Raw genomic sequence first — 25,377 nt, 5'->3', positions numbered from 1 at the left:
TCGGCAGGTGGGATTAGGTTGATGTGCCATTAACCCATTCTTTAATGATGTTATTGCCGGTCTTGTTTATTCGCTGTCAAAAGTAGGCTTGGCTCAACCAAGTATCTCCCAACGGCCAGGTTAACCTGTTGGGAGTGTGCGCTATCAGTGAATCTGCTGCGAAGGGGACGGCAGGGTATCTAGAGACAGGGTTTCGCCGCGCAAGGAAATGCTTGGTGCCGGACGTGTATCAGGCTGATACTCTTCTACCCAGCGCTGTAAATCCTGTTTAAGCTGTGATTCAGCTAAATGCGGGCTATTGGTCAACCATTCAAGCAGGTTGGCTAACCAAACACTATCAGCCGTACGCGCCTGCGCGATGCGCAATTTTTCGTGACTGGTAGGCAACGTGTTTTCATCGTCCGCCAGCAGCTCTTCGTATAGTTTTTCGCCCGGGCGCAAACCGGTGAACTCAATCTGGATATCATGCTCCTGCAGTCCGGACAACTTAATCATGTCGCGCGCCAGGTCTATGATTTTGACCGGCGTGCCCATATCGAGCACGAATACTTCACCGCCGTTGCCCATGGTGGCCGCTTGCAACACTAATTGTGCCGCCTCAGGGATAGACATGAAGTAACGCGTGATTTCCGGATGAGTAATGGTAATTGGGCCGCCGTGCGCGATCTGTTCGCGGAACTTAGGGATCACACTGCCACTGCTACCTAGCACATTGCCAAAGCGCACGGTAATAAAGCGGGTCACCGATTTTTCACTATGCTGCAAGCCCTGGCAAATCAGCTCGGCCAGGCGTTTACTAGCGCCCATCACATTGGTCGGGTTAACGGCCTTATCGGTTGAAACTTGTACGAACGTAGGCACCCTGGCTGCCTGACATGCTGATGCGATCTGATAGGTGCCATAAGCATTGTTCTGTAACGCTTCGACCACATTGAAATGCTCCATCATAGGCACATGTTTATATGCGCCGGCATGCAGTACCACATCTGGCCGATGGTTTTGTAGGACCCGCTGGATGCGTACGCGGTTCTTTACATCGGCGACGACATAAACCAGCTCTGTATCCGTCGTCCACTGGCTGAATTCTTGTTGCAAGGTATAAAGTGCATATTCTGAAATATCCAGGCATACAAGCTGTGTCGGATGGAAGCTTAAAATCTGCCGACATAGCTCTGAACCGATAGAACCCGCAGCCCCTGAAACCAGCACTACTTTATTCGCCAGCATGGCGCTCAGCTCATGCGTATCCAGTTGTACGACATCACGTCCCAGCAAATCCTCGACATCGATCTTGCGGATCTGCGACAAACTGACACGGCCACTGATCAGGTCTGACATCGCCGGCAAGGTCAACACCTCCATGCCTTCGACCTGACGGGCTGCCTCGACCGCCTGGCGGCGTTTCTCGTGGCGGCTGCCAGGCATCGCGATCATGCAATGCAATGAACCATGGCGTTCTGCAATTTGTGGAATATCCTGCAAACTGCCTTCCACTTTGGTATGCATGATCTCACGGCCAACCAGCTTGCCATTCGGGTCTATCATCGCCACCACGCGCCATTCCGGGCTTTTGCTTAATTCTTTAATCAGATTAAGCGAGCTGTCTTCCACACCAATGACGATGACTGGCTTACCTTGTGCGGCGACAGTGTTGAATAAACGTCTTTCTTTCCACGAGCGATAGAGGAAGCGACTGCCGCCCATCATGATCACCAGTAACATCGGGTGTATGAACAGCACTGATCTTGGAATGATGATAGACGGATGTGCCACTAAAGCAAAACTGGCCGTGAGCAGGGCACCAAAAGCAATCGCGCGCACGATACGCTTCAAATCAGGCAGGCTGGCAAAGCGCCAGAGGCCACGGTAAAGCCCCAGCACATAAAAACAGATGCTATAAAAAAGAAAGACGCCAGGCAGGCTCTCTAAAAAATAGCCTTGGTACGCACCCGGGACTTCAAAGTTAAAGCGAAATAAAAACGCTATCCACCACGCCAACGCCAATGCCAGCCCATCGTGCAGGTAGGCAAGCCCGGATAAAAATCGAACAGGGAGTTTGAGCATTTAAACGTTTATTATTAGAAATTAATGAGTGATGTTATCACGTCTTAACACTTTGAGTATGGTCAACAGGATGATTTTAAAATCCAGCCACAGGGATTGATGCGTAAGATAATAAGCATCCAGCGTCACTTTTGCAGGGATAGGAATCTCGTCACGGCCATTGATTTGTGCCCAGCCGGTCATCCCTGGTTTCAGGGTATGCACGTTCTTTTCTGTGCGCAGGCTGATCAAGTCATCCTGGTTAAACAGGGCCGGACGTGGGCCGACAACAGACATATCCCCTTTTAGCACACTCCATAGCTGTGGCAATTCATCCAGGCTGGTCTTGCGGATAAAACTACCGACAGGCGTCAAAAACGCATCAGGGTTGGCTATTTGATTCATTAAGTGTGTGGCGATTTGAGGTGTGCCTATGCGCATGGAGCGGAATTTTGGCATCAGGAACAGCTGGTTTTGGCGACCGACACGCTGGCTCCAGTACAAAGCCGGTCCGGCAGAAGTCAGTTTCACCAGCAGATAAGTGATAATCATAAACGGAAGTAACACAATGACTCCGCTAAGCGTCAGAACAATATCGAGTAGTCTCTTCAACATGGTTATTCTTTTAATGTCCGCACAATACCTTCATGGAAACTGATTTTTGGCTGCCACCCTAGCAATGTTTTCGCTTTAGTGATATCCACCTGCAACGAACCCATTAATCGCAGCGCCAGGCTGGATTTGCCTATCAGTTTGAATAGCACCGTCAGCAGCCCAGCCGGTAAAGGGATAAGCAGTGAATGTTTCTTGCTAGCCTGCCGTATGGTTTTAATCAATGTCGCTGTAGACAGATCTTCGCCATCTGAAATGAGAAAGGTCTGACCAGCCGCCTTGGGGTGCCAGCTACACAAAACAATAAAGTCGGCCAGATTATCCAGGCTGATAAAGCTTCTTTTGTTATGGACCGCAGCAAATGGCAAGGGCAGCGGTAGCAAACAGAGTTTAATTAATTGCCTGAAGTTGGCTTTCACGCCTGGCCCGTAAATCAGGGGAGGGCGAATGATCACTAATTCCATATCATTCGCTGCACAGAATGCTTTTAGCGCAGTTTCCGCTTCCAGCTTTGTCTGGCCATAAGCATCCAGTGGCGCTGGCGTATCTGCTTCAGTAAACGGTTGGCTGGAGGCCTCGCCATTCACTTTTACCGAACTCAGAAACACAAAGCGCTTGATCTTTAAGCGCCTTGCCAGTTCAGCGACTTTAAGCGTGTAATCAATATTCACGGCAGCATATGCCTGGTAAATATCTTCAGCTGTCTCGTGCATCACATGCGCACGACCGGCCAGGTGAATCAGGGTGTCCACTTGCTGATAAACGCCTGGGTAAGATTCAGCTTTTAGCAAGTCTTCAGTGGTTCCGCGGCTTAGCGTAACTGCATGATGTGCTTGCCCGGCTAATGTTTTTTGTAAAAACTGGCCAACAAATCCACTTGTACCTGTGATCAATAACTTCATGTATCAGACTTGGGGTTTTGACCACACGGTTCTATTGATATAGTCGACGTAACTCAGCACGACTTTCAGCACTTGCGTGGACACGAACTGGTTTTCATAATCAGTGACCGGATGCACGGTGCGATAATCAGCATCGTGATGGTCGATAGTGACTTTTATGGCATCCAGCACCCGCTCTTTTTTCAGACCACTCATAATCAAAGTGCCCACATCCATGCCTTCGGGGCGTTCGTGTGCGTTTCTGATCGTAATCGCCGGCAGGTTGAGCAGGGAAGCTTCCTCTGTGATCGTGCCGCTGTCTGAAATCACACACAACGCTTCCATCTGCAGTTTGATGTAATCACAGAAACCAAATGGCTTCATAAATTGTATCTGAGGGTGTATGTTTTGCTTACCCAAGGCATCCAGGCGTTTTTGCGTTCTGGGATGGGTTGAGACGATCACCGGCAGATCATACGTTTCAGCAACGGCATTCAGTGTTTCGAGCAAGTCAGTCAGGTTCTGCGTGCTATCCACATTTTCTTCACGATGGGCACTGACGATAAAAAACTGCTTAGATGCCAATTTCATCGTAGTTAACACATCAGAGTCTGCAATCTTGGGCATGTAATAATCAAGCACCTCACGCATATGCGAGCCGGTTTTGATAATAGTTTCCGGACGAATACCTTCTGCCAGCAAGTATCTGCGCGCGTGTTCTGTGAGCACCATATTGATATCGCTCAGGTGATCCAGTACTTTACGGTTCAGTTCTTCCGGTACGCGCTGGTCAAAACAGCGGTTACCTGCTTCCATGTGAAAGACCGGTATTTTACGTCGCTTGGCGGCAATCACCGCCAGGCAGGAGTTAGTGTCCCCATATAGCATCACAGCATCCGGCTGCTCCATGGCAAATACCTCATCTGCTTTCTCGATCACACGTGCAATCGTTTGCGCTGCGTTTTCACCCACCGCTTCCAGAAAGTGATCTGGCTTGCGTATGCTTAAGTCATCAAAAAATACCTGATTGAGTTCGTAGTCGTAGTTCTGGCCAGTATGTACCAGAATATGCCTGGTGTGCTGGTCAAACGCGGCAATCACGCGACTCATCTTGATGAGTTCAGGGCGCGTGCCAACAATGGTCATCACCTTAAGCATTTAATTCTTCCTGTATGTAATCCAGTTTGAGCAACAGCGTTTTGACCTGCTCAATGTTCAATCTTTGCGTATTATGTGAAGTGTAGTCATCAAACTGTGCAATCTTCTCTTCACCCTCACTAAAGTATTTGGCATAGTTCAGGTCGCGGTTATCAGCAGGGATGCGGTAATAACCACCCATATCCTGCGCATGCGCCATTTCTTCCCTCGAGATCAGCGATTCATACAGTTTTTCACCGTGACGCGTGCCTATCAGGCGTATATCGCCCGCTTGATTGAATATTTCTTTTAATGCAACGGCCAGGTCTTGCACTGTAGAAGCAGGTGCTTTTTGCACGAAAATATCCCCCTGCTTGCCATGTTCGAATGCATATAACACCAGATCCACCGAATCTTCCAGTGACATCAGGAAACGCGTCATATTCGGATCTGTGATCGTCAAAGGCTGGCCGGATTTGAGCTGTGACACGAATAATGGAATCACTGAACCACGTGAAGCCATGACATTGCCGTAGCGCGTTGAGCAAAACACGGTGCTATTTTCTGGTTGCAGGCGAGCTTTGGCAACCACCAGCTTCTCGGCCATCGCTTTGGAAATACCCATGGCATTAATTGGATAGACTGCCTTGTCGGTACTTAACACCACCACGCGGCTTACGTGATTGGCAACCGCCGCATTCATCACATTTTCAGTCCCCATGACATTGGTTTTCACCGCTTCCATCGGGTAAAACTCACAAGAAGGCACCTGTTTTAATGCTGCGGCATGAAATACGTAATCCACTCCTTGCATGGCTTGAGAAATGCTGTGGTAGTCACGCACATCGCCAATATAGAATTTGAGCTTGCTGTTGTTCAGCGCAATGCGCATGTCTTCCTGCTTTTTCTCATCACGGCTAAAAATGCGGATTTCGCGCACATCTGTAGACAAGAATCGCTTGAGTACGGTGTTGCCAAAGGAGCCGGTGCCACCGGTGATCATGAGCACTTTATTATCAAACACGATGATTTCCTAAAGATTGATAGTATTGATGTAATTGTTTTATGAGGATGGGCCAGGAAGGGGCCTCATAGCCTGTCGCCAGCTTGAACTTGTCAGCGTTTAAAGAGCGGTCAATGACGATACTATTATCTTCGACAATGGCCGTTTTTTGATCATATTGTAGTGCGATAAGTGACAGTAACTCAAATTTTGAAACAGGATTTGAAGCTACATGATACACACCGGTGAGTTGGGTATTCGGCAGAATATCATCATGAATGATTTCAGCCAGTGTGATGGTTGGCAAGCCAGAAAAAATGGCTTTTGTGTAGCCCTTGCAGGTTTCCTTCTGGGATAAAAACCAGTCAACCAGGCTATGCTTGCTTTGCAACTCGTGCCCTATGATAGAGGTCCTGACTGTGACGGTATGCGCATACGCCAGTTCACCTATGAATTTTGACTTGCCGTATAGGTCAGTGGCATCGGAAACATCATTTTCAGTGTAATTGCCTTTGCTTCCGGAAAAAACACAATCAGTGCTGATCTGTAGCAGCTTGGCGCCGCCCAAAGTACATAACTTTGCCAGATGATGAGGTAGCAAAGCATTTACCGGTAAGGTGATGAGCGGGTCATCGACTTCAGCTAATTGTTTGACCAGTCCGATACAGTTGATGACATAGTCTGGTTTCACCTGCGCTAAAATGGTTACCAGCGTGTGGTGGTTAAGCACGTCCACATCGCTGATGATATTGGCGTGGTCTTTCTCAGGGAAGAAACGCAAACTGCTTTTGTTGCGGACTGTACCCCAGACCTCATGCGTGTCTTTTCCAGAAAAAAAACGGAACATGGCACTGCCCAACATGCCACTGATCCCGAGTATTAAAACTCTCAAGTTAACGCCCCTGTTTTTGTTGTATCGCTTCTTGCAGATGACTGATAAGCGAATTCATGACTAAATGATGCTGAAAATGCATTTTAAAATAGTTTTGTCCATTTAGCCCCATTTGTTCTAAATCATTCTGCTGCGTTTCATACAGTTGCATGATCGCCTCTACCAGCAAATCTACATTTTCTGCCGGCACGGTCAACCCGGCTTGCGCTTCCCGGATGACACGCGCACCTTCGCCATCCAGGCAGGCGATCACCGGTTTGCCAGAAGCTAGGTACGCCTGTATCTTGCTGGGGATGGTCAATTCAAAAATTGGCTGTTTGGCCAGAGTCACCAGCAAGACAGAGGCTTGCCTTAGTAAATGTGGCATGGCTTCCACCGGATGATGGCCCGCAAGCACAATGTTATACAGATTCCTGCTACTAATCTGCGCTTGCAACCAATCCAGTTTGCTACCACGGCCAAGGATGACAAACTTGATCTCTGCATTTAATTTGAGTTTCTCGGCGGCATCGACAATGGTTTCAATCGCCTGTGCAGAACCGATGTTGCCTGCAAACATCACATTGAAGCCTGTCTCCAGTGCCTGGATGGATGCCTGATATTCAGCCACAGGACTTAGGAATGAGTCGTCGACAGAGTTAGGCAAATACTTCACCGGTGTGTCAGGTGGGCTGAGCCGCTTGATTTGCGGAATAAATGCCTTGGACTGCGCCAACAATAAATCAGTATGCTGATAAGCAAACGAGACTGCTTTCTCAAGCAATTTCAAGGCAAGTTTCGATTCAATATGCCCGGTGGCTGAGACACTTTGCGGCCACAAATCCTGCACCCACAATACCACCGGTATTTTTTTCAACCACCCGATAAATGAGGCCGGAATCACCTGGAAAATAGGCGAGGGCGCGTAAACGAAAATGACATCAAACTGCTTTTTACGAAGCATCAATGGGCCAAATAACAGGCCTGAAAAAATAAACGAAAGATAGTTCAGGACCAGTTTGTATTTGTTATTTTTGCCTCTTGCCATCATAGGCAGTCGATGGACAGGAATATCATTCCATCGCTCTTGCATCGGCTTTACGCCGCTGTATCCCTGATAAAAAATCCCTTCCGGATAATTAGGTTTTCCTGTGAGTACCTCTACCTCGTGGCCTGAAAGCTTCAAATCACGTGCTACTTCATTGATTCTGAAGCTTTCAGGCCAGAAGTATTGAGAGACGATCAGCACTTTCATTTTGAATGGCGTGCGGGCTTCGTCGAGATGTATTTATTAGCAAGAAATATGATCAGTATATTCAATACTAATGTGCCAAACAGTAAATAGGATTGCTTGGGCACATAGCCAAAACTTGCAAACCTGAATGCGATGACCTGCGCAAACAAAGAACAAAGGATCACATTTTTTCCACCAAGCTGATAAGTGGCACACTCAATAAGAGCGGCACCAAACCCAACGGTCAGCATGGCAAAAAACAAAAACACAAATGAACCAGGATAAAAGAAAAAAGCGACGATCCCAGGTAACGAAATAAAGTGGTGTTTACTTTTATCGGTTTTTACGTAAGAGGACTCAATGAAATTGTTGTCATAAAAGCTGGTCTGGTTTTCGTCATAAACCTCATTCACGGCTTCTTTCCATAAAGGCCAGCCTAGCTTGGGATAACTAGAAACTGACAATACTCCTTCCATACCTACCCATCTGTCGATAAACAGCGGTGTCGTACTGGAGTGCATCTCTTGAACGACCTCTTCATCAGTGTAAGAGTCATTAAAAAGAGAAGCCCTTAAGAAGTTGACTAGATAAACAGAACTAATGAAAAGAAATGAAAAAACAAAAAACGTGAGAATGATATGGCGCAATTTAAATGTAATGGTGTCAAATTTTAAGCATTTTAGAATGCCATATAATAATGCAGATGAATTTAAAATCATTCCTCTGCTTAAAAGAGAGACATTTGAAATGAATGCTTCAATTAAGGCTAACAAAATGACGGTGATAGTCGTTGATTTTTTGATTTGGAATTCGAGCCAAAGTATGACTGCTGAAATAGATGCCAAGCCAAATAAAAGCAGCCATTTATATACTCCATTCAGGCCAAAGGGCAAAACTGTTTTGGTGATGCCCCCTCTCTGATAAATCCCAAGATAAACATTACTGGCTCCAATAAATAAAATCAGTACTAAAAAAGCAACCCAGATTGACTTGCGATAACGAATGTAAAAATCAAATAAACCAGTTTTTACAGCATCGATTTTTTCCGGGTAATTGAATAAAAAATGCTCTCTCAGCAGGCTTGCAACCAGCAGCCCTAAAAAAGCGACACTGCTGACAAGTAGTCCCTGATCGAAAGCCGCTGCTGAACCATCAAAATGACCAACCGGTACATAAAACATGCCGTTGGTGGAAATGAGCCTAATGGCGCATTTAAGCCAAAACCCTATCCAGAAAAAAATCCCGATAAAAGTATCGAAAAAAACAGCATTCTTTCTAAAGCCAAAATAAAGCAACAGATTAGAGGTGATGCTAAATATCAAATAGACATGTGCTTGCCCTGTGTATTTGGCTGCACTGATGACATAGAGTAGAAATATAGCCGCCCAAAAAAGATAAATAAGCGGTTTTGATAATTTGTTGTCTGCTAAAGATGCGTAGGTAAGATTCATTTTATTTGCTTTTTTTATATTGATTTAAACGGCTCAGGTAAACGCCCCACAGGAAAAAACTGAGTATACCGGGGTAAGGTTGCTTTAACCCCATGTAGAAGGTATTTTCAATAAACAGAAGAAATACAATCGATAACAACGGGTACAAGAGGTGTGAGTTGCAAATGACTTGCCTGTATTCAGTCCACGTTTTGTAAACGGTAAATACGATCAGCGCGAATAATGGCAATAGCCCTACCACGCCAAAATTATAAATGAAATCCAGGTAGTAGTTGTGAGGGCTGGCGGCGCTTCCGCGCGCTGAAATATGTGAATGACCTACTAAAAATGTTTGAGGATGTTGATATATTGCCTCTAAATGACTTCCCCAGCCATCCGATTTCTGATTCCATCCATACTGCACTTTGGTGACCATGCTGACCGGGCCGGCGGCTAAATCAACGTTTTTCGTCAAGTTGAAATGCTGATGGTAGGTAAACAGCGTGATGGAAATGACAAGCATGCCTAAAAAGGCTTTTAACGGTTTATGTTGTTTCAATTTACCGAAGAAAACCACATAAGACAGCATGCAAAGGATATAGGTCGCGACAATGAACAGTGAGCCTGTCATGACTGAATAGATTGCCAGCAGTACCCATAACAACAGTAGTAATGTCGGCTTGAAGGTATCGCGCCATAACCGCTCGAAAATAAAGGTGTAACTGATGATGAACATGACAGGTACATAGTGCAAGTATTGATAGATGCTAAATATTTTTAGCGATGGCAATAATGTTGCCGAACCCGCAAGTAAGGTGGATACGAGCTGTAAAGACACTACAAATAGTATTGTGTAAAAAAACACCTGCTCAAAACTGAATGCTGACGGGTTTTTGTTCTCTTCAAAGAATTGGCCGGAAATCAGTGCAAACATCGGCAAGGTGAATTGTGCAATTTGAATAAACTTGGATTCTTGCGCCAGTGTAGCTGCCGGCGTGCTGATCACCACGGCAACCGTCATGAGCACAAAAGAAACAAAGATGAATAGCAATGAGACCCTGGCACGCGAGAAAGCGCCAATACCCAATAAAATCGCAAAGTTAGCCATGATTGAAAAAGGAAATGGCAGCCTTGAGATGGAACGATTGCTATCGAAAAAGAGATCTGGTGCAGTGAAAATGCCAGAACCAAACTGAAAGAAAACCGGCAAGACCAGTAAACACACAAGTAGCGGCGTCATCTGCGCAAAGGTTTTTCTCCAATGTGCCAGATGGCCGAGCTCATAAGACTCATAGCTTTTATAAAACAACCAGGCCAATACCGAGCTGAACAAATACATGGCTGCCATGCACTGAATGCCCAGCAGGTAATAAACCAGTGGCATTATGGCGACCAGAAATACGTTCATTAAAACATCCGGGCCAAATAAATCATGGTCGTCGTGTGTTTGTAACAGCCGATGGCGGGTCAATTGCGCCATCACCATAGGCACAGCCCCTATCATGGATAAACCCACCGCTTGCCAGAATAAAGGCGGCTTGTTAAAAAGCGTGAGCATGGACGATGTGGAAATCAGGCATACACCCATGATGAAAAATACAGCCATCAAGATTTTTAACAACTTCGGGTATTGAATATTATTGTTCTCCTTTTGAGCAAACACCATCGTTGGACCAAACGCGTTGGCAATGACGGACCCCAAAATGCCCCCGATCGCAAACGCTACAAACAAATCACCTGCGACAGCCTTTCCTAGCAAATCAACCATCAGCAGCCGGAAAACATAAACAGTGATGCCAATTACGGCAGTTGATCCAATATGCGGCGAGATTTTTCTGACGATGCCGAACAGCTGATTCAGGCGGGTATCCGGCATGCGTAAATAAAAACGCCCGCTTAAGCAAAGCGGCGAAATTGCCCAAAGTAATATGCCAAATAAGGGGAAGGGCATGTTGGCCAATAACCAGACTAATGCAAAAGCCAGTAGTAGCGATTGCATCACAAAATATTGGAAAGCTATTTTTTTATGATTGAGCCGTTCCATTTCTGACAGGAATATTTCATCCAGCCACTCAATCGATCTGCGTAACAGCAAAATAAGCGCAATAAGCGCATTTACATTGGATATGGATGAAAGCCAGTAGGCAAGGGCTAGCAGAGGCAGTAAAAAAATAAGCCGATAGTAAAGTAGCTGGTTTGCTACTAAGGGCGAGGTACTTTTTAAAATAAGATTTCTTGCATTGGCTGAAAATGCACTAAATAAAGCAAGGGTAACGGCTTGGGTGATCGCAATGTCGGCTGCCAGTTCGTTTAAGCCTGCAAGGCCGCAAACAATTAAAAGGCCGGTCATGGCCAAGTTGCTGGACATGAGTGCGAATGGGAAATAAGAGAGTTTTAGCATTGCGATTGATCAGTATTTTTCGACAGGATCATCTTTTTTGTGATTTCCTGTTTTTTTTCTATAAGAGCATCGCTGTGAGATCAGCTCAGCAAATTATCTTGCCGCCAATTATATTTTAGCAGAGTAGGCGTTGAGCAAAGTAAGCACTGAGGAAAGTAGGAGTTATTTTATTTTTTTTAAAATATAATAATATATGTTAATAAGTTGGGTCGCGCTATTTTCAATAGAGAAATGGGCAAGCGCCCAATCCTGTGCCTGCTGGCCTAATGTACTTCTCAAACTCTGGTTAAGTACCAGGGTATCAATTGCATCCGCTAATAATACTGGTGACGGATGATCAATCGCCAACCCAGTCACGCCATGAATAATGGCATCTTCCAGCGGATGCTGGATAGCGACTACACTAGGGATTCCAAACAGCGCTGCTTCAAACACCGGTCTGCCACAGGCATTCAGGTGTGACGGGAAGCAAATCACATCCATACCTGGGTAAAACTTTCGAATGTCTGGCAGAAAGCCTTTGAAAGTCACGTTTGATTCGAGTCCATTTTCCTTAACGATTTGTTTGGCTTCTGCAAGCACATCTTCATAAAAGCCCAGTTTTTTTAGCAGCCATTGCTTTAACCCGGAAGTCTCTCTTGCATTTTCACCGGCAATCGTAAAATGGACCTTCCTTTGCCTATCATTTACGAGAATGGCTGCGGCCTGCAAAAATTCATACACGCCTTTGGAACGTAACAGGACGCCGGCCATGCCAACGTTGACAATCTCTGTATGAGTTCGAGGCTGAGCAATACCAGAGGCTATACTGATGCCGTTATGAATGACTGTGGTTTTCAGCCAGGTGGGCACAGAGGCGCGCACGGTTTCATCGATGCAAATCACTGTGCTGGCAAGTGTGTTAAGTCGTTTGAATACCTGGCGTGTACGCCAGCTGGTTTGATCCGGGTGTTGTACTGAACGTACATGAAAAACCATAGGCAGTTTAAACACCCATTTTGCCAGAAGTGCTGTTGGCAATAATGTGATTTCGTTCACATGGATAAGGTCGAAATCCGCTTGTGTCCTGCTCAAACTGAGTAAAGCAAGCAAAGTGACCGGGAAATAAAGCAATTCACGGAGCAGAATTATCCATCTTAAATGGCGATAGTAGCCATATCGGGTGTGATCAAATTGCGATAAGCCTATGGTTTCTACCACTTGCATACCCGCCTTTTCAAAAGCGGTTGGCGCCGTCCCACTTGGTGTCAGTACGACGGCCTCGATATTTCCCTGTTTTTTTGCCGTCACATACAACTCGATCAGGCTTTTAGAAGCCCCTCCGAATGCGCCAGCGGGATGCAGATATAACACTCTCATCACAATTACTTATAGTTTTCTAAGAATGTATTGTGCTCTAGGATGATGGCCATACAAGACACTTAGATTTGTTGAGATGACTGACAAATTGGCTAGCGCAGCGCATTTTTTAACTTGTTCTGGCGAGTGTCTTATCGGATAAATGTCTTTTGAAAGTTCACCCAGATAATGGTCTGTTGGAATGCGGTAATCGCTCACTGCATCGGTCAATTCGAGAATCAAGACCCCATTTTTATTTAATAAGGCCGAATATTTTTGCAAGAAATCAGTCAGTAACTCTTCTCTGAAGTCGGCAGATGCTACTTTTTCAGCAGGTAGCTTTTTATTACCATAATTGCCCATCCAGGCAGAAAATACCCAATGCAAAGCCGTGATGGCATCATACTTTTGACCAGTGTCTTTAGGGTTAAAACCATCATCCTGATAAAAAGTGATGTTGTAATTGCCTATGGTGGAAACTTGCTGGGCAACATCGACGCATTCATTCAGATAATCAAAACCTGCAATGTTCGTGTAACCAGCATCTGCAAGATGGAATGCCATGATCCCGGTACCGCAACCTGTGATCAGGATGGGCGCTTTTTTATCGATGTTTGTTTCCAGGAATGTCATGGCAAAGTTTGTCAGCGGATCTAGATCGCCTCTTTCGTAAGCGGTATAAAACCAGGAAGCCTGCCCATCTGTAACAGCGAATCCTTTGTCCCTGATCAGTTTTTTAATTGCACTGACTGACACTTTACTTTTGATGCGGGCATCCTCTTTGCGTACTTTTTTTATTTGTATACCCAGTGTCTTTTTTAGAAAATTTTTAATAAAAAACTTGATATCGCTTTTAAGCAATATTGACGATTCACTCATTTCTTCCCCTTAAGTAAATTAATAAAAGCTAGATACATTTTTTTTAATTTTTGAGCTTGCAGGTATTCTGAAGCGTAATCAGCATGTGATTTCGCTGGCCTGGTTATGTAGTCTGCCAGATCTTGCTCAGACCATTTCATTTTTTTCAGAAAATAATCAATGTCTGATTTCAGATCATCTTCATCCGGGTAGGGGGAGTGTGCAAGAAGCTCTTTAACCTCTGCTCTTGTCATTTGCCCTGAGCAGATGAGGGTTGAAAGATGCAAACGTCTTTTATCAACCCCAAATTTCTGAGGCAAAAGGTAGCCCTGGTAGAAGCGGGTGAAGATAGATTCATAATGTTTATAAGGGTAGGGCCGATAGCCGATTTCTTCTTGTATCTCTGCCAGGCATGTTGGTTTGTGGTAATCAATATAATCCAGGAAATCCAGCCATTGGATGCCACGCACAAATCGATACCAGGCGTAACTCAACACGCTTAAAGTAGGCATGCTGTTTAGTTTCGCATGAGATTTTCTGGCAATGGCCCTGATGTTGGTTTGATCAAATTTGAACCAGTTCCAACCTTTGGGCATCCTCATGCCTTCGGTCGTGGTGTTTGTGCCCGCGAGGATGTGTTTAATTCCGTATTTAGCTGCCAGCCGATAATTGACTGCGAGCATGGCATTGTCATACAGCAATTCAATATCGATCACGTCTGCGTCAAAAAAAGCCTGCTGCAAGGCACGGTATTCATGCCAGTTGATAACGTGTGTATATAAATCCACGTCCAGTTTTCTCACAAGATTCTCAATGTTATTGACAGCCAGTTCTGAGTTCCAGCCATTATCCATATGTACTGCCAGCGGCCGCAAACCATTGCGTTTTGCGATGTACAAAGCGTAAGCACTGTCTGCGCCGCCGCTAACACCGATAATGCAGTCATAAGGTTTGCCTTTGCCGGCCAGTTTGATTTCGGCAATCAGCTGGTTAAATTTGTCCTGTAGCGCCTCTTTGCTGGCAGGCTGAAAGTTTTTCAGCTTGATTAATGTCTCGGTGCAGTAATTGCATTTGCCTGCCTGGTCAAAAGTGATCTCTGAAGCACTTTCATCCATTACACAGCGGGTACATTCTTGTAATGGTCTGGTCATAAAGCATTTCCTGCAAACAGTTTTCTGATCTGGGCGTATTCAGGGTAAGTAATCAACACCGCACGATGTGGGCCATAAAATACAAACATACTGCCTGCTGCCGCAGCAGATGCGCCGTTGTCGAAAGCCTGTTGCATATCATCCAGGCTTTGCGCACCACCACAAGCCACCAAGGGCACGCTGCAGACTTGAGAAAGGCGTTTCAGTCGTTCAATGTTGTAGCCAATGAACATGCCATCACGCTCAACATCGTTGATCATAATCTCACCTACACCCGCGGCGATGAGCTGTTTGAGATGTGCCTCAGGCTCAAGCGCTGTCAGGCGCTGGCGGCTGGCGTCATAGACGCGCTCATGGCCCCAGAAGTTGCGCTTGATGTCGATGGCACCCACGACACTTTGAGCACCCAATTCAGCGACTAGCTGTTGAATCAGCTGAGGGTCGTGGATGAACGCACTGTTAATGGCAATCTTTTCAACGCCGAGTGCGACCAGTTTTTTTGCCTGCGCCAGCGTTTTTACACCGCCACCATAGCAAAGTGGCATAAAGCACTCACCCGCAATGCGTTCAATCAGGTCGTAATCAGGTTCAAGATTTAAACGGGAGGCTCGAATATCCAGGAATATCAGTTCATCGACATATTTATCATTGAATATGCGCACTGCATTGATTGGGTCGCCGACATATTTGGGATGGCCAAATTGCCTGGTTTTAACCAGACCACCATCCTGTAGTAGCAAGCAAGGGATGACACGGTTAAACAAGCCGTTCATAGCGCCACAAACTTTCTGAACAGGTTCATCCCAAACATATGGCTTTTTTCAGGGTGAAATTGCACGCCCATAATATTATTGACTTCAAATGCCGCGACAAAATCATGGCTGTAATGGCAATAGGCCGCTACATCTTGATGCCTGTCGGCTTGCACATAATAGCTGTGTACAAAATAAAAACGTGTGGGTTCCGGTGTCGCAGAGTCAAATAACTTGCGATCAGGCTGGGCAGAGATATGGTTCCAGCCCATGTGTGGAATTTTGAGATTATCAACAGGTAAGAATTTGCGCGTCTCAGCATCCACCCAGCCCAAGCCCGGTAAACTGCCTTCTTCACTACCACGCGTCATCATCTGCATGCCCAGGCAAATGCCCATCACCGGTTTTTGTTGCTCCAGAACCTGCGCATTGAGCAGTTCAATTAAACCGGAAGCCTTTAAATTGGCCATGCCACGGTCAAAGTGCCCTACACCAGGCAAAATCAACTTGTCAGCTGCCTCGATTTCTTCAGGCTTGCTGGTAATAATGACCTTGCTACGCAGTTTGCGTAACATATTAAATACGGAGCCAACATTGCCCATACCGTAATCTATGATGGCTATCAAACGAAATCCCTATACATTTATCAAGTGCTCCCTGGCAAAGTGCTGGTAGTTCTCTTTCCAGCCACTTGCCCATATCTTTTCGGCCTGAGCGGGGGCGACCAGCCCTTGATCCGGCTGTCGTACTTTTGAAAGCAGGTCTTCTTTATCAGTAAACGACTCAAATGGATGATGCGGAAAGTAGAATCTGGATTTTGCTGTATCCCAGATCAATACGCGGTCTACCAATCCAACTGCTTCAAACAGGCCGGTTGAAACCTCATTAATGACCACATGTGCGCTTCTAAACGAATCGTAGATATCCAGACGCGAGTCTATTGTGAGTTTATCCAGGCTAGTCGATGACAATATTTCAGCCAGCTTCTGCCGTTCTAAGGGGTGCGGTCTGAAAACGACTTTGAATGCGGGCAGGTTTTTGGATAAAAAAACCGCGAGCTCAAGGTACATTCCAGTCTCTATCCCATCTCCCAGCACCAGGATTTCATTTTTATTCATTTGCCCGACAGAGGTTACTGCAAGTCTTTCTGATCTGTGCGGGTTGCCTATCACTGTCTTTTCAACAGGCAGGTTGATATATTGATGCCACCATTCCCCGTAACTTAACAGGGCATTTGGCAATAACGACTGATAGGCCTTGTCTGTGATTAATCTGGCAGCATGGTTATAGGCATCGTGTCCGGCATTGATGGCACCATGCTGGTATTCAGCCACATAAATGCCCATTTCCCTTGCTGTATGGTTAATGACACCGGAATGTCCATAACAGGCTTCTTCTTTTACCAGCAAGGTCGGTTTCAGCTTACCCAAGAGTGTTTGGTAAAACTGTTTTCTGACAGGCAAAATGGCGATTTTTTTCGATAATCTGCGCTGTACCAGCTGATAAATGTGTTCTGGCAAAGTGATGCCAAGTTGATGCTTAAGATTCAATGTAAATATATCAAGCAATTGCTTTGCCAGCGACACATGCTTGTGCGTCACTTTCAAGTTTGAGTATATAGACATCTTTACCTGGGTCGGTGTGTGGTACATCACCTTGTTGTTCGCCCTGTTTTCAGGCCAGTTCCAGTTGAATAAATCTTCAATCACCAGCGTTTTTTCATGATGTTGCAATGCAAAATAATCGCTAAGCCGATTAAACAGCTGGCCATTTTTTGTGATCAGGCCAGCACCGGTTGCCATCAACAGGATAGGGCTGGTTTGTGCAGGAAATGTCAGGTTGTGCCACGCGGCTTTTAGCAGTGCGCTCATGGCTTTTGTCCGGCTCTGTACGTGTGGCGACAGGTTGATCAAAGCCGCGGTTTTATATACCTGTTCGGAAATCACCCACTGGATGACTTCCTGGCGAACCAATGGCCATAATAAAAGCCCGGTCTGAGTGCACTTGACATCAAGCAAGGCCGAGTCATTCTCGACTTCAAGAATATCTTGCAAACTTATCATGGCTGATTAGATGAGATCCCAGCTAAGTGGTGTCCCTCTTGGGCAGTCTTTGGTTAATGTCTTACCTAAAAATACAGATAAATATTTTGGTGCCAGGCCCAGCCCCGGCCTGATAGCTCTTAAATTCGTTGGGGAAAGCACATCACCAGCTTTCATGTCTTCCACAATATAAAGTGTACGGCGGAATTGCAGCGATTTTTTTTCTGCATGCGTGACGCCATAACTGACTTTGCCAAGGGCTTGCCAGGCGCGTTTAGTTTCGACCACTAATTGCGCCATTTCAGCCGGTTCCATCGAGAAAGCGCTGTCGACGCCACCTTCTGAGCGGTCGAGTGTAAAATGCTTTTCAACCACCGTGGCACCGAGGGCGACACTGGCCACTGATACACCAACACCCATGGTATGGTCTGACAGCCCGACTTCACAATCGAACAGTGTTCTGAGATGTGGAATGGTAAGAATGTTGGTGTTCTCAGGTGTGGCAGGATAAGTACTGGTGCACTTCAATAAGATCAATTGTTCGCAGCCAGACTCTCGTGCTGCGCGCACCGTGTCGTCTAACTCGGCAATCGAGGCCATGCCTGTCGAGATGATCAACGGTTTTCCGGTCGCTGCCACTTTGCGGATTAAGGGCAGGTCAGTGTTTTCGAATGAAGCAATTTTGTAGCAGGGCACATTGAGTGATTCGAGGAAATCTACAGAGGTCTCGTCAAACGGTGTGCTAAAGGCAAGCATGCCCAGCTCGGCTGCTTTGTCAAAAATAGGCTTGTGCCATTCCCACGGCGTATAAGCTTCACCATAAAGCTTGTATAAGGATGTGCCATTCCATAAGCTGCCAGCATCCGCAATATGAAATTCTCTTTCATCCAAATCAAGCGTCATGGTTTCAGGCGTGTAAGTCTGGATTTTAAGCGCATGGGCACCGGTTTTTGCAGCAGCTTCAACGATCTGAAGGGCGCGATCCAAAGACTGATTATGATTTCCTGACATTTCTGCAATCACAAATGGGGCGTGCCCGGCTCCAATAGCGTGATGGCCGATCGAAATAGCTTGTTTCATGTTTTAAAGTACTTTCTCATAGCTGCGGGAGACAGGCTTGTAACCAGCTTGCGTAAAAAAACGCTGTGAAATGCTGTTTTCTTCAATGACGTTGGCCTTGATCACAGAGATATTCGTTTTATTTTCTTTGAGCCATTGTTCCGCACTGCTTAGCAGTGATTGCCCCAAGCCTTTATGATGCTTTTCTTGGATTAAATAAATGGATACTTCGGCTGAGCTTCCATCAATATCGAATCTTACAACACCGACCGGCTTTTCTTTCAGCTCACCAATCAGTAATAGCCTTTGCGGGTTAGAAAGTGTATTTCTAAACCATTGTGTATGCTGCTCAAGGGTAATCGCTTGCTGGTTAAAAGAAACTGCCCTGATTGTTGGATGGTTTCTCCACTCGTACAAATTTTGTTCATCTGCAATCGTCGCCAGTCTCATACGCAAATGTGCCGTTGTGAGTAAAATGCGTGCTACTTTTGTTGTGCCTGCCCCATCTACCAGTGCGGCTGAGTTGACTGAAAGCAGGTGGCGCAGCGCTTGGTTTTCTATTAAGGCTTCCACATGTTTTTGTATTTTAAGTGGTGTCACATCATGGCTGTCAAACGAATAAATCATACCGGTTTGAGACAGGTCATTTAATTGGCTGACTTGGTGCTCTGCAATTGCGATACTGATTGTTGGCAACTTCAGGCATGCACGCTCCCATACTGCACCGCCACCTGCACCAATCGACAGGTCAGCCTTAAGCATTAACTCTGCCATCTGGCTGGTCTGTATGTGCAGATTAAAGCCGTGAGCGGCGCATGATGCGATTAAAGCTTCGCGCGCAGGATGCTGAGCACCAATGACAACATCTACCGTTAAATCTGCATCACATATGTTTGCTAATGCCAGTACCGCTTTACTGGTGAAATCGAACTGATCGACACCACCAAAAAAAACCAATATGGATTTTACGCTACCACTGCGAATGCCTGCTCGCGTTCTGCATGTTTTAAACTCGTTTCTTAGCAGTGCATATTCAGGGCCTATCAGCATGCGGCAATCTTTAGGTACCAAATGCTGATACCTGTGGTGTTGATCTAGATGGAAATTCTGGTCAAACAAGAGATTGCACGCATGTTCCCGGTCTGCGAGGTCATCAATAACCATGATTTTATGGGTCACTGGCTGCATCGCTGCTTCCCAGGTTTTATCCAGCGCGTAATGATCTACAATAGTCCAGTCGAAATGATCACCTTGAATGACATTTAAAGTAGCCGAGGCGTCTTCAGACTGCGAGATATCAAGCCAATGAGAGTGAGGTAATAGCGCGTCGTTTTTTTCTGAGCTCTCTGGAATCTGGTCCAATAGCGAGACAGTAAAGCCTTTGTCCAGCAACATGCTTTGCAGCGTGCCTGGCAAGCGCCTGCATACAAAATGTACATAAGCACCTTGCGCATGCAGCTCTTCAGCCAATGTGCTACAGCGCATGACATGCCCGGTGCCTATCTCGGCAGATGCATCGGTACGAAACAGGATCTTCACTTAGGGGTAGCTCACAAAGTTTTCTCTGATAGCAATACCTGCTGCTTTCATTGCCTGTTTTGCTCCAGCGGGTGTCTGTTCAGTGAAATGAAAAATGCTGGCAGCAGCCACAGCTGAAGCACCTGCCTGCGTGACGATATCAATCATATGTTGATAATTGCCAGCACCGCCGGATGCGATCACAGGCACATTGACCGCTCGTGTCACCTGTTCGGTGAGCGCCAGGTCATACCCCTGCATTGTGCCATCCCTGTCAATCGAAGTGAGCAGTATCTCACCTGCGCCACGATCAACCAGTTCACGCGCCCAGGTCACCGGGTCTTTGCCTGTATCAATTGAGCCGGCATGGCTAAAACATTTGTAAACGCCATTCGCATCAAGTTTGACATCGATGCTTGCGACCACGCATTGTGCACCAAACTTTCCTGCAACCTGATCAATTAGGCTGGGGTCTGTATAAGCGCTTGTATTCATTGAAACTTTATCAGCCCCCGCATGCAGTAAGTGCAGTACTTCATCCAGCCGCGTGATTCCTCCGCCAACTGTCAGGGGTACAAAACATTCTTCAGCAAAATCTGCTACTGACTCGTGGTCAGGCGCATTTTTCTCATGGGATGCGGTGATGTCCACCACAATCAGTTCATCCACATCTCTGGAGTTGTAAACTTTGATGGCCGGTAATACCGAACCCACCCGGCGCCAGCTATCGAAGCCAACGCCTTTGACTAGGCCAAAGTCCTTCCACAACAAGGTTGGAATGACTCTTACTTTTAACATGATGCATACGCCATAAAGTTTTTAAGCAATTGCCTGCCAGCCTTGGAGCTCTTTTCAGGATGGAACTGGCAGCCAAATACATTGTTTTTGGCGACGATGGCTGTCAGCGCGCTGCCATATTGCGTCGTCGCCAACAAATCTTCAGCATGTTTGGTCTCAAAAGCATAACTATGCACAAAGTAAAAATCTGAACTATCGGGAATATGCTGGAGCAATGCATGTTTAGCATCATGATAATGCACTTCATTCCAACCCATATGAGGCACGCGTTGATCGCAGCCCAGCTGTTCAATTCTTTTTACTGTGCCTGCAATGAGTCCCAGTCCTGGCGTTTCTACCCCTTCATCGCCACTATCTGCCAGCATCTGCATGCCCAGGCAAATTCCCAGCAAAGGTTTTTTTTGCTGCAATACCGTTTCTTGCAAGGCTTCAACCCAGCCCCCTTTGGTCAGGTGCGACATCCCTTCAGGGAAAGCCCCCACACCAGGCAAAACAATTCTATTTGCCTCGTACAAGGTTGATGGGTGATTTGCAATCACTACGTCTGCACCAACCTCTTCAAAAGAGCGCCGTACGGAACCTAAATTGCCCATCCCGTAATTTATAATCGCGACTTTCATGCGTTGTCGTAATTGAGTTTCTCTAAATTGCCGTATTTATCTTTAATCAGGCTGCCTGAAGCATCTTTCTTAAAAATCTTTTTGTTCGTGAACTTGTCACATATTTTGATAAATTCATCGACCGACATATCCAATGGTTCCAGAATCTTCTCAATAGGCTTGCCAAGGTATGTCCATGGGAATTTACCGTCACGGGCTTTCACAATCTCAAGTGCATCCTGGCGGGTAATCCGGTTGCGCCTCACATGCAGGCAGGCAATGTCGGTTGCGCGTGAAAAGCCGAATTTCAGGTATTTAAAATAATCATGGATGCCGGTTTGGTGATTGTCCAAATTCTCGTAATTAACCATACTGCCTTCAACCGGCTGATCAAAAGTAACGAATCCATTGGCCTGGGCAATCAATGCATTGGATAGCCCATCCCAGGGTAAATAGTGGCCTAGGAAAAGCCCGGTCACGCCCACGCGTTGTAATTCTTCATCACTAGGGTATTGGTAAGGCAGGAGATGTCTTGCTTCAATGCCATAGCTTTCAGTCAGATCGGCTACACGCATACCCAGCAGGCCGCCAAACTCCTCAAGCCAGCGTCTGGTCAAGGTGTTGTTATCCGATGCTGCGGCAGGGCCACCGTATTCATTTTGAGGGTTTTCTCCCCAGACAATCAATGGCACGTTGTATTGAACCGCTGCGCGTACTGGAATGGTGAAAATACCTACATGCTCAGGCCAGGAGATATCGCCCACCTCAACCAGCCCGATTTTATTCAGTTTTGCCCTGACCAATGGGTTAGGGGAGAACTCAACATAATCCACCCCCAGTTTTTTTATATTCTCGATATTTTTACGGCCAATCTCTGACAGGTCACAGGTAGTTGAGGTCACGCACAATGGGTTAAGCCCCAGCTGAAGCATGCGGATAACCTGATAGGTGCTGTCTTTGCCACCGCTCACCGGCACGATACAATCCCAGTTGCTACCATTCTTGCGGTATTTCTCGAGTACTGTCAGTAGTTCCTGGTGCCGTTGGTCCCAGTCAACTTCTTTTCTTTTTTCAATTGAGCGACATGCATTACATATACCTTCTTCATCAATATGAAGGTCTGGTTTGGTGTGCGGCATCACGCAACGTACGCAATATTTAAGCATATCAACCCTTTTTTTCCATCAAAAACCAAGTGATATCATCTTGCGGGAAAGATGGGTCGCGTTTATATGAGAATCCGTAATCAATGAGTTTAAGGTCACTAAAAGTGTCAAGCATCTCGCCCGCAAAATCACGCTTGAACAGCCGGTCTGTATGGCCCCTGTAGTTAATGCTCACGGGTGATGGGTTGTAATACTCGCATACCAGTATGTATCTGCTTGAAGCGTCGTAAAGCTTTTGATAGACCTTGCTTAACATCTCTGGATTAATATGGATAAGTACACCTTTAATCAAAGCCAAGTCAAATTTTTGCGTTGCCGGATATTCAAATATAGATCCTTCAAACACATTTGCTTCGCTTATCACTTGTGAAAGCTCTTTAGCGGCATCCGGATTAATTTCAATCGCATTAAGCAGTGTTTTGGGATAGAGCAGCTTGAGCGCCCGTAAATTCATGCCAATATTGGCACCAAATTCAATACAGGTGTCGATGTTGGCTACTCTTGCAAGTGCATTACTAAAGAATTTCAGATTAGACGCCAGTAACATCTCTCCCTGGTTACGAGATATGTAATCGGAGCCGAAGCTGCCTGCCCAGAACGCTTCTTGCTCTGTCGAAAATTTTTCGTTTTCTTTCATTTAAATATCGTTATCCCTAATTTAGCTTAATGGAGTTGAATGTACCGATTCAGATTTTTTGTATTTTTGTAACCTGATTTAATTTGTTGATTAAATCCTGATCAGTCTTATATTTTAAAACTAGATGTGCATTTAATGCCGCTAATTCTTTATTTTTATCTAATATACTGAATACGTTCTCAAGGGTTGCTTCCTTGTTTTCAGAGTCGAGTTTCTCAAATAGTTTTTCAAAAAGCTCAAGGTCTTCCGGGTAGTCCAGCGTCAATCTGTAATCCCTGATCAGTTGGTCAGGTAAATCAACCAATTCTACTTTAAAAATATCCGGATTATTTTGCATATACCAGGTCATGTATTCAGAGTATTGCGCGCTACCTAAATAGCTAATGACTCGTCTTAGCGCTTCCGTATTATAAATCTCGCACGCTGTACCCACGGCAAAATTTTTGGCAGCTGTATAGTCGGCACCTGTCTGGAAGTGCTGTGTTAGTAAGTATTCTGCGATTTCTGAAGAAACAACAGGGCAATCTGCGGTTACCCTTACGATGACATCAACACCATAAACGTCGCATGCACCTAGATACCTGTGTATGACATCGTCAGGATCTCCTTGCCAGAATTTAACTTTGTGACCGAGTGTATAGTCGGAAAGTACTTTATCTTCTTCAATAGTCGATGTGGCGAGTATGACTTCCTGGAGATCTTTTATCCGTGAGACATTTTTTAAACAGCGCTCTACCGAAGGAATACCATTAATTGGCAATATGGCTTTATCTTTTAACCGCGTTGATTTCATTCTGCAAGCGACGATAGCCGCAACTTTTGCCGATTTGAAATGAGATGACTGAATTACATCTCCGGCCTTTAAATTCAAACTTGTCACTTTTTTATCAAATTGGATGTCTGTGATTTGTTTGAATGTGATACCGGCTAAAGGGGTCCGTCTGAAAATAATGTCAGCTTTGGATAACAGACTGCCAGCTGCTAAGTCGTGTTTCAAAACAGGGATCTGAACTGTCTTTTTAAGATAGTTTTCTTCAGCTTCACTGATAAATAAACCGTGCAAAATACTTTCAGACGAAGTAAGCCTATCAGCTAGCGTTTGCATTTCTGCTAAATGCAGAGCAGAGAATTTATCATATTTGGCGCTGCTTCTATCCAGCGTAATGTGCTTTTCAATGATGGAGCATCCTGAAGAAATGCCTAATAGCGGTAAAATTGTAGCCCATTCACTTTCAGCATCGACATGATCAGCAAGGCAAATCCGGTATTGAGGAAAGGCAGCTTTGATGATGGATATTTTTTGTAATCCCGAGTCTTCTATTTTAGTTGGATATGCTTGATATCCTATTTGAAGCACAATCTCTGCATCTGGGGTAATTAAATTAAATTGCTCAATGATTGATTCAATTTGAGAGATTTCAAAGCCAGAAATATTTAATATCAGTAGCTTACCTGAAAGGTTAATCCCTTGAATGGATGAAATCACTTCCTGATTGTCTAATACGGATGCTTGTAGCTTGATGCCTCTTAGCAGTTCAGCATTGTTAGCAAAGATTTCTACGCCATAGGTGTCAAAAATGTCTAATAAAATCCCTGTGAAGTATTTGCTTGAGAGTTGGATGATATCGCGCCACTTTTCAGCTGTCAGTAATAGCTCTTTATAAACGTTGTACCATTCGTAATCTGCTGTCGCTATCCTGTCAGGATGGAATGGTTGAAATTTTATGTATTTTTCATCGTATTTAACATTACCGAATTCGTGAATGGTTTTTTCCAATGATGCATAATCTCCGCCATGTGCATTTGCACATTCAAAAATCAGAGGTAATGTTTTTTTGATCATATAT

Annotated in this window: 22 protein-coding genes; all 22 read right to left on the bottom strand. The window is 45.4% G+C overall.

Features of this window, described 5'->3' with window-relative positions:
* Positions 1-144: 144 nt before the first annotated feature.
* Positions 145-2,064, bottom strand: a complete 1,920-nt coding sequence (locus tag ACSSVF_RS12590; protein WP_492403878.1) for a polysaccharide biosynthesis protein — start codon at positions 2,062-2,064, stop codon at positions 145-147.
* 21 nt (positions 2,065-2,085) lie between these two features.
* Positions 2,086-2,658, bottom strand: coding sequence for a sugar transferase (locus ACSSVF_RS12585; RefSeq protein ID WP_492403876.1), 573 nt, complete (start codon positions 2,656-2,658; stop codon positions 2,086-2,088).
* A gap of 2 nt (positions 2,659-2,660) precedes the next feature.
* On the bottom strand, positions 2,661-3,557 hold the full coding sequence (locus ACSSVF_RS12580; protein WP_442586192.1) for an NAD-dependent epimerase/dehydratase family protein: 897 nt from the start codon (positions 3,555-3,557) through the stop codon (positions 2,661-2,663).
* A gap of 3 nt (positions 3,558-3,560) precedes the next feature.
* Positions 3,561-4,694 (bottom strand): non-hydrolyzing UDP-N-acetylglucosamine 2-epimerase, encoded by a 1,134-nt coding sequence (gene wecB, locus ACSSVF_RS12575; protein ID WP_492403874.1) that lies wholly within the window; start codon positions 4,692-4,694, stop codon positions 3,561-3,563.
* Positions 4,687-5,697 (bottom strand): polysaccharide biosynthesis protein, encoded by a 1,011-nt coding sequence (locus tag ACSSVF_RS12570; protein ID WP_492403872.1) that lies wholly within the window; start codon positions 5,695-5,697, stop codon positions 4,687-4,689. Before ACSSVF_RS12570 ends, wecB begins: the two co-directional genes overlap by 8 nt.
* Complete coding sequence (locus ACSSVF_RS12565) at positions 5,690-6,568, bottom strand: dTDP-4-dehydrorhamnose reductase family protein (RefSeq protein ID WP_492403870.1); 879 nt, start codon at positions 6,566-6,568, stop codon at positions 5,690-5,692. The genes ACSSVF_RS12570 and ACSSVF_RS12565 overlap by 8 nt, the downstream gene beginning before the upstream one ends.
* Position 6,569: 1 nt before the next feature.
* Positions 6,570-7,802, bottom strand: a complete 1,233-nt coding sequence (locus tag ACSSVF_RS12560) for a glycosyltransferase family 4 protein (protein ID WP_492403868.1) — start codon at positions 7,800-7,802, stop codon at positions 6,570-6,572.
* Positions 7,799-9,232 (bottom strand): hypothetical protein, encoded by a 1,434-nt coding sequence (locus ACSSVF_RS12555; RefSeq protein ID WP_492403867.1) that lies wholly within the window; start codon positions 9,230-9,232, stop codon positions 7,799-7,801. The genes ACSSVF_RS12560 and ACSSVF_RS12555 overlap by 4 nt, the downstream gene beginning before the upstream one ends.
* A gap of 1 nt (position 9,233) precedes the next feature.
* Positions 9,234-11,561 (bottom strand): hypothetical protein, encoded by a 2,328-nt coding sequence (locus tag ACSSVF_RS12550; protein ID WP_492403865.1) that lies wholly within the window; start codon positions 11,559-11,561, stop codon positions 9,234-9,236.
* 213 nt (positions 11,562-11,774) lie between these two features.
* Positions 11,775-12,971: a glycosyltransferase family 4 protein gene (locus ACSSVF_RS12545; RefSeq protein ID WP_492403863.1), complete on the bottom strand. Its 1,197-nt coding sequence runs from the start codon at positions 12,969-12,971 to the stop codon at positions 11,775-11,777.
* Between the two features lie 9 nt (positions 12,972-12,980).
* Positions 12,981-13,829, bottom strand: coding sequence for a class I SAM-dependent methyltransferase (locus ACSSVF_RS12540; protein ID WP_492403862.1), 849 nt, complete (start codon positions 13,827-13,829; stop codon positions 12,981-12,983).
* Positions 13,826-14,959 carry an N-acetyl sugar amidotransferase gene (locus ACSSVF_RS12535; protein ID WP_492403861.1) on the bottom strand — a complete coding sequence of 378 codons (1,134 nt, stop codon included), beginning with the start codon at positions 14,957-14,959 and terminating at the stop codon, positions 13,826-13,828. The genes ACSSVF_RS12540 and ACSSVF_RS12535 overlap by 4 nt, the downstream gene beginning before the upstream one ends.
* Entirely contained in the window at positions 14,956-15,732 is a 777-nt protein-coding gene (locus ACSSVF_RS12530) for an AglZ/HisF2 family acetamidino modification protein (protein ID WP_492403860.1), read from the bottom strand. The genes ACSSVF_RS12535 and ACSSVF_RS12530 overlap by 4 nt, the downstream gene beginning before the upstream one ends.
* On the bottom strand, positions 15,729-16,337 hold the full coding sequence (gene hisH / locus ACSSVF_RS12525) for an imidazole glycerol phosphate synthase subunit HisH (RefSeq protein ID WP_492403859.1): 609 nt from the start codon (positions 16,335-16,337) through the stop codon (positions 15,729-15,731). The genes ACSSVF_RS12530 and hisH (ACSSVF_RS12525) overlap by 4 nt, the downstream gene beginning before the upstream one ends.
* A gap of 9 nt (positions 16,338-16,346) precedes the next feature.
* Positions 16,347-17,774 carry a hypothetical protein gene (locus tag ACSSVF_RS12520; RefSeq protein ID WP_492403858.1) on the bottom strand — a complete coding sequence of 476 codons (1,428 nt, stop codon included), beginning with the start codon at positions 17,772-17,774 and terminating at the stop codon, positions 16,347-16,349.
* Positions 17,775-17,780: 6 nt separating this feature from the next.
* Complete coding sequence (gene pseI / locus ACSSVF_RS12515; protein WP_492403856.1) at positions 17,781-18,833, bottom strand: pseudaminic acid synthase; 1,053 nt, start codon at positions 18,831-18,833, stop codon at positions 17,781-17,783.
* A 3-nt stretch (positions 18,834-18,836) separates the two neighbouring features.
* Positions 18,837-20,297 carry a UDP-2,4-diacetamido-2,4,6-trideoxy-beta-L-altropyranose hydrolase gene (gene pseG, locus ACSSVF_RS12510; protein ID WP_492406353.1) on the bottom strand — a complete coding sequence of 487 codons (1,461 nt, stop codon included), beginning with the start codon at positions 20,295-20,297 and terminating at the stop codon, positions 18,837-18,839.
* 54 nt (positions 20,298-20,351) lie between these two features.
* Positions 20,352-21,128, bottom strand: coding sequence for an imidazole glycerol phosphate synthase subunit HisF (gene hisF / locus ACSSVF_RS12505; RefSeq protein WP_442586208.1), 777 nt, complete (start codon positions 21,126-21,128; stop codon positions 20,352-20,354).
* On the bottom strand, positions 21,122-21,748 hold the full coding sequence (hisH, locus tag ACSSVF_RS12500; protein ID WP_492403855.1) for an imidazole glycerol phosphate synthase subunit HisH: 627 nt from the start codon (positions 21,746-21,748) through the stop codon (positions 21,122-21,124). Before hisH (ACSSVF_RS12500) ends, hisF begins: the two co-directional genes overlap by 7 nt.
* On the bottom strand, positions 21,745-22,893 hold the full coding sequence (locus ACSSVF_RS12495) for an N-acetyl sugar amidotransferase (protein ID WP_492403853.1): 1,149 nt from the start codon (positions 22,891-22,893) through the stop codon (positions 21,745-21,747). The genes hisH (ACSSVF_RS12500) and ACSSVF_RS12495 overlap by 4 nt, the downstream gene beginning before the upstream one ends.
* A gap of 1 nt (position 22,894) precedes the next feature.
* Positions 22,895-23,530: a pseudaminic acid biosynthesis-associated methylase gene (locus ACSSVF_RS12490; RefSeq protein ID WP_492403851.1), complete on the bottom strand. Its 636-nt coding sequence runs from the start codon at positions 23,528-23,530 to the stop codon at positions 22,895-22,897.
* Between the two features lie 49 nt (positions 23,531-23,579).
* On the bottom strand, positions 23,580-25,373 hold the full coding sequence (locus tag ACSSVF_RS12485; RefSeq protein ID WP_492403850.1) for a cytidylyltransferase domain-containing protein: 1,794 nt from the start codon (positions 25,371-25,373) through the stop codon (positions 23,580-23,582).
* Positions 25,374-25,377: the final 4 nt, after the last annotated feature.

It is taken from the genome of Methylophilus sp. E2MeOHC9, assembly GCF_058744375.1.
This window is presented reverse-complemented; position numbering and strand designations above follow the sequence as displayed.

Excerpts from the sequence above, each read along its gene's own strand:
- ACSSVF_RS12590 (WP_492403878.1), bottom strand. The coding sequence starts at position 2,064 with ATGCTCAAACTCCCTGTTCGATTTTTATCCGGGCTTGCCTACCTGCAC.
- ACSSVF_RS12585 (WP_492403876.1), bottom strand. The coding sequence starts at position 2,658 with ATGTTGAAGAGACTACTCGATATTGTTCTGACGCTTAGCGGAGTCATT.
- ACSSVF_RS12580 (WP_442586192.1), bottom strand. The coding sequence starts at position 3,557 with ATGAAGTTATTGATCACAGGTACAAGTGGATTTGTTGGCCAGTTTTTA.
- wecB (WP_492403874.1), bottom strand. The coding sequence starts at position 4,694 with ATGCTTAAGGTGATGACCATTGTTGGCACGCGCCCTGAACTCATCAAG.
- ACSSVF_RS12560 (WP_492403868.1), bottom strand. The coding sequence starts at position 7,802 with ATGAAAGTGCTGATCGTCTCTCAATACTTCTGGCCTGAAAGCTTCAGA.
- ACSSVF_RS12555 (WP_492403867.1), bottom strand. The coding sequence starts at position 9,232 with ATGAATCTTACCTACGCATCTTTAGCAGACAACAAATTATCAAAACCG.
- ACSSVF_RS12550 (WP_492403865.1), bottom strand. The coding sequence starts at position 11,561 with ATGACCGGCCTTTTAATTGTTTGCGGCCTTGCAGGCTTAAACGAACTG.
- ACSSVF_RS12545 (WP_492403863.1), bottom strand. The coding sequence starts at position 12,971 with ATGAGAGTGTTATATCTGCATCCCGCTGGCGCATTCGGAGGGGCTTCT.
- ACSSVF_RS12540 (WP_492403862.1), bottom strand. The coding sequence starts at position 13,829 with ATGAGTGAATCGTCAATATTGCTTAAAAGCGATATCAAGTTTTTTATT.
- ACSSVF_RS12535 (WP_492403861.1), bottom strand. The coding sequence starts at position 14,959 with ATGACCAGACCATTACAAGAATGTACCCGCTGTGTAATGGATGAAAGT.
- ACSSVF_RS12530 (WP_492403860.1), bottom strand. The coding sequence starts at position 15,732 with ATGAACGGCTTGTTTAACCGTGTCATCCCTTGCTTGCTACTACAGGAT.
- ACSSVF_RS12520 (WP_492403858.1), bottom strand. The coding sequence starts at position 17,774 with ATGATAAGTTTGCAAGATATTCTTGAAGTCGAGAATGACTCGGCCTTG.
- pseI (WP_492403856.1), bottom strand. The coding sequence starts at position 18,833 with ATGAAACAAGCTATTTCGATCGGCCATCACGCTATTGGAGCCGGGCAC.
- pseG (WP_492406353.1), bottom strand. The coding sequence starts at position 20,297 with ATGCGCTGTAGCACATTGGCTGAAGAGCTGCATGCGCAAGGTGCTTAT.
- hisF (WP_442586208.1), bottom strand. The coding sequence starts at position 21,128 with ATGTTAAAAGTAAGAGTCATTCCAACCTTGTTGTGGAAGGACTTTGGC.
- hisH (WP_492403855.1), bottom strand. The coding sequence starts at position 21,748 with ATGAAAGTCGCGATTATAAATTACGGGATGGGCAATTTAGGTTCCGTA.
- ACSSVF_RS12495 (WP_492403853.1), bottom strand. The coding sequence starts at position 22,893 with ATGCTTAAATATTGCGTACGTTGCGTGATGCCGCACACCAAACCAGAC.
- ACSSVF_RS12490 (WP_492403851.1), bottom strand. The coding sequence starts at position 23,530 with ATGAAAGAAAACGAAAAATTTTCGACAGAGCAAGAAGCGTTCTGGGCA.
- ACSSVF_RS12485 (WP_492403850.1), bottom strand. The coding sequence starts at position 25,373 with ATGATCAAAAAAACATTACCTCTGATTTTTGAATGTGCAAATGCACAT.